Annotated in this window: 5 protein-coding genes and 1 pseudogene; all 6 read right to left on the bottom strand. The window is 51.9% G+C overall.

The features are described from left to right. Positions 1 to 295 (bottom strand): nucleotide-binding YajQ family protein (locus L692_RS0121155; RefSeq protein WP_025702015.1); only part of this gene is annotated, 295 nt, incomplete at its 3' end. Positions 296 to 451: 156 nt separating this feature from the next. Further along, on the bottom strand, positions 452 to 613 hold the full coding sequence (locus L692_RS33085; RefSeq protein WP_198027800.1) for a hypothetical protein: 162 nt from the start codon (positions 611 to 613) through the stop codon (positions 452 to 454). 86 nt (positions 614 to 699) lie between these two features. After that, on the bottom strand, positions 700 to 1,695 hold the full coding sequence (locus L692_RS0121145; RefSeq protein WP_025702014.1) for a helix-turn-helix domain-containing protein: 996 nt from the start codon (positions 1,693 to 1,695) through the stop codon (positions 700 to 702). Between the two features lie 29 nt (positions 1,696 to 1,724). Next, a complete protein-coding gene (locus L692_RS0121140; RefSeq protein ID WP_025702013.1) occupies positions 1,725 to 2,492 on the bottom strand; it encodes a DUF3388 domain-containing protein in 768 nt (255 codons plus the stop codon). Positions 2,493 to 2,675: 183 nt separating this feature from the next. Continuing rightward, a complete protein-coding gene (locus L692_RS0121135) occupies positions 2,676 to 2,939 on the bottom strand; it encodes a DUF3243 domain-containing protein (RefSeq protein ID WP_025702012.1) in 264 nt (87 codons plus the stop codon). A 78-nt stretch (positions 2,940 to 3,017) separates the two neighbouring features. Beyond that, positions 3,018 to 3,096, bottom strand: a pseudogene (locus tag L692_RS32055) (3-oxoacyl-ACP reductase); the annotation flags it as partial.

Raw genomic sequence — 3,096 nt, 5'->3', positions numbered from 1 at the left:
GCCGGAGCCGCTGACGAACCGTTCCCAGAGAGGCAGGCTCGACTTTGCCAAAATCGAGACTTTTGAGCGAAATGCCGCGCTTAACCATCTTCGATTGCAAAATATCAATAACCGCGTTCAGCTTATATTCGTCGTCGGATATGATAGTCAGCGCGTCCTTTTCCAGCTTGAGGCTGCTCTTGCTTCCTTTGAAATCAAAGCGGTTTTGAATTTCCTTCTCCGTCTGGTGAACCGCATTGGTCAATTCCTGAACGTCCATTTTGGATACAATATCAAATGAGCTTTCCGAAGCCATATTTCCACGTCCTTTGCGTACATTATTTCAGCTACTATTATATGAAAAAGAAAAGGCCAAGTCTAACCGGCAATTGTTACACGGCCTGAGCGCATAAAAATACGCCTCCTTCAAAGGGGACTTCCCTTCTGCCGGAGGCGCTCTGCGGCACGCCTGTCATCTGCTGCGGACCGGGGCCCGGAACATATCCAAGATCCCCAGAACGATATGCGCAAGACCGAAGCCCAAGATACCGTAGCCCCAGGCTCCGGGCGTCAAGTAGTACCCAAGCAGGCTGACAATAATGCCCAGGGCGATTACAATCCAGCTGACCGTCATTGACTGCACACCTCGCTTTGATGGATGAACTGTTAACCGGTCCTTAGGTTCTCCAAACATAGCAGAGTCTATGCGTTTCAGTCAGCTTATTGGCCTGTGCTGCCGCCCTCGACAGTTTCTCCGCTGTCAGTCGTTTGCCCATCCGCGCTGTCTACAGGCGTCTCGCTTGCCGCCCCCGTACCGTTATCGAGCTCCAGCAAGATGCGCGTTGTGGACTTCCCGTCGGTTATCACCTGTCCGTTCACGGTAATCTGCGTAGCGGGTGAGTAGCCGGATTTAATGTACATGCCTGCGCTGTCCAGAGAAAAGGTCATCGTGTCTCCCGCAGCCGTCTTTCCAAAGGTAAGCTTCTCTCCCTTGGAGTTGGTGCCTTTATATACCTCAAGCCAGCTTTCTCCCGTCGCGGTAATCACTACCTGCGGATTCGTGCCTGTCACCTTAAACACGGTAGTCTTGCCCGATTTCCGGTCCTCGACAACCGTGCCGCCTTCCGCGCCCGGCGAAGGAGACGGCGAAGCCGAAGGAGATGGGGACGGAGACAAGGAAGGCGAAGCTGTAGCTGCGGCCCCTGCTCCGACATCGGTCCCTGCCGAAGCGGCCGGGGTCGCTCCAGCCGGTCCGGCCGAGGGTGAAGGGGCGGGAGTCTGAGTGCTTGTCGTAATCGGATTGGGATCGGTTTGCTCGTTGTCCGATTTGCCCCAGTTCGAAGCGTACATATAAATAACCGCAATAATCAATACCGGAAAAATCCACATCAAGAGTGTCGGAAGCCATTTGGCGTTCCGGTCGGCCTCGGGCCTGCGGCTGCGCTTTTGAAGCACAGATTCCATAGTGGAGGGCTCCTCCTTGGGTACAGGAACGCTTCCCGGCTCCTGCACAAGCTCATCGGGATTAACGCCCACCGCCTCCGCATAAGTCTTGATAAAAGCCCGAACATAAAAACTGCCGGGAAGCACCTTATAGTCCCCCGTCTCAATGGCCTCCAGATATTTCTTGCGGATTTTCGTTACTTCCTGCACATCGTCAAGACTCATTCCCTTTTGCAGACGAGCCTCCTTCAATTGCCGGCCCAGTTCCGACATTCCTTTGCCTCCTCCTCGTGTCTCTCTAATTATAAATCGTCGCTGTAGCTGATCGTGAAGGTATCATAAAGAATCTCTTCACTGGGGTTATTGCGCAGCTCGATCAGAATATCGAAATCGTCATAGGTGTATTCCGACTCGCGGACGAAGATGTCCGGGTGCTCAATAACCTTCGTACTCGGCATAGTCATGATATCTTTAAGCAGATTGTAATGCTTCTCATTGGAACGGATCGTACTGACAATGCCATCGATAATAAAAATATTATTTGGATTCATCTCATCCTCGGCAAGCTGGCTGCGAACGGTCTGGCGGAGCATCGTCGAGGAAACGAAGGTCCAGCGCTTCATCGCGCAAACACTTCCGGCGATAATCGATTCCGTCTTGCCCACTCGCGGCATTCCCCGGAGGCCGATCACCTGATTGCCTTCACGTTTGAACAGTTCTCCGAGAAAATCGACCAAGAGACCCAACTCATCCCGGGTAAACCGGAAGGTCTTCCGGTCATCCGAATCCCGGTCAATATACCTCCCGTGTCTGACGGCCAGCTTGTCGACCAGGCGCGGTGAGCGCAGGGCGGTTACCGTTATATTTTCAACCTTTTTGAGCATTTCGCCCATCAGCATGATCTTCTCATCGTCATTTGTTTCAAGCAGCATCCCCCGCGTCTTATCCTCCACTCCGTTGATGGTCAGGATATTGACCTCCAGCATACCGAGCATTGACGCGATATCGCCGAGAAGTCCGGGTCTGTTCTTATGTATCTTGTATTCCATGTACCACTCTTTGTATTCCAACTTGTACACCTCGTAAAGTAAATTCCCTGTCCCGAGCCTTGATTCGCCACATAACACCAGGATGCGACAATCTTTCAGGTTCACGGGTCATGTTAATGATATATAAAATAAAATTGAAAGGCAAGGCGGAAAGCCCACACAATTGCAGAAAAGCTCCCGCTAGGGGAGCTTGTTCCGCTCAGGCTATGCGTTTTGCTTCGCCAGCTTGACCATGAGGGAGGCAATCGTATGCCGCTGGCTTTCGTCGCCCACATCCCACAGTTCTTTGATCGCCCGGTTCGAGGCGTTCTGCGGATCAACCTTCTTGTCGAGGAATTCCCCGATTTCAAAAGCGAGCTTGGCAATGGTATCCTCGCTCATGCCGACTTTCTCAGCCTGCACCACACGCTCGCCCAGAAATTTCTTCCAGGTATCAAAATTCTTGATGACCGTCGATTCTGTTGACATATTAAATCCTCCTTCTCTTGGATATGATCTTAATATGCCCTTGAAGAAAACCTGTTATGCCCTGGTCTTTCGCCAGCTTCAGGTAATCCAGCCCCCATTCGGGCTGATGATTTGTCCGTTGATATATCCCGATTCCGGCAGCGCCAAAAAATATACG

Origin of the sequence: Paenibacillus forsythiae T98 (assembly GCF_000520735.1) — a bacterium.
GTDB classification, from domain to species: domain Bacteria; phylum Bacillota; class Bacilli; order Paenibacillales; family Paenibacillaceae; genus Paenibacillus_AQ; species Paenibacillus_AQ forsythiae.
The sequence above is the reverse complement of the archived record's forward strand: the minus strand, read 5'-3'. Positions and strand labels throughout refer to the sequence as shown.

Bases quoted from the DNA above. Each gene is read 5' to 3' on its own strand.
- L692_RS33085 (WP_198027800.1), bottom strand. From the start codon at position 613: ATGACGGTCAGCTGGATTGTAATCGCCCTGGGCATTATTGTCAGCCTG.
- L692_RS0121145 (WP_025702014.1), bottom strand. From the start codon at position 1,695: ATGTCGGAACTGGGCCGGCAATTGAAGGAGGCTCGTCTGCAAAAGGGA.
- L692_RS0121135 (WP_025702012.1), bottom strand. From the start codon at position 2,939: ATGTCAACAGAATCGACGGTCATCAAGAATTTTGATACCTGGAAGAAA.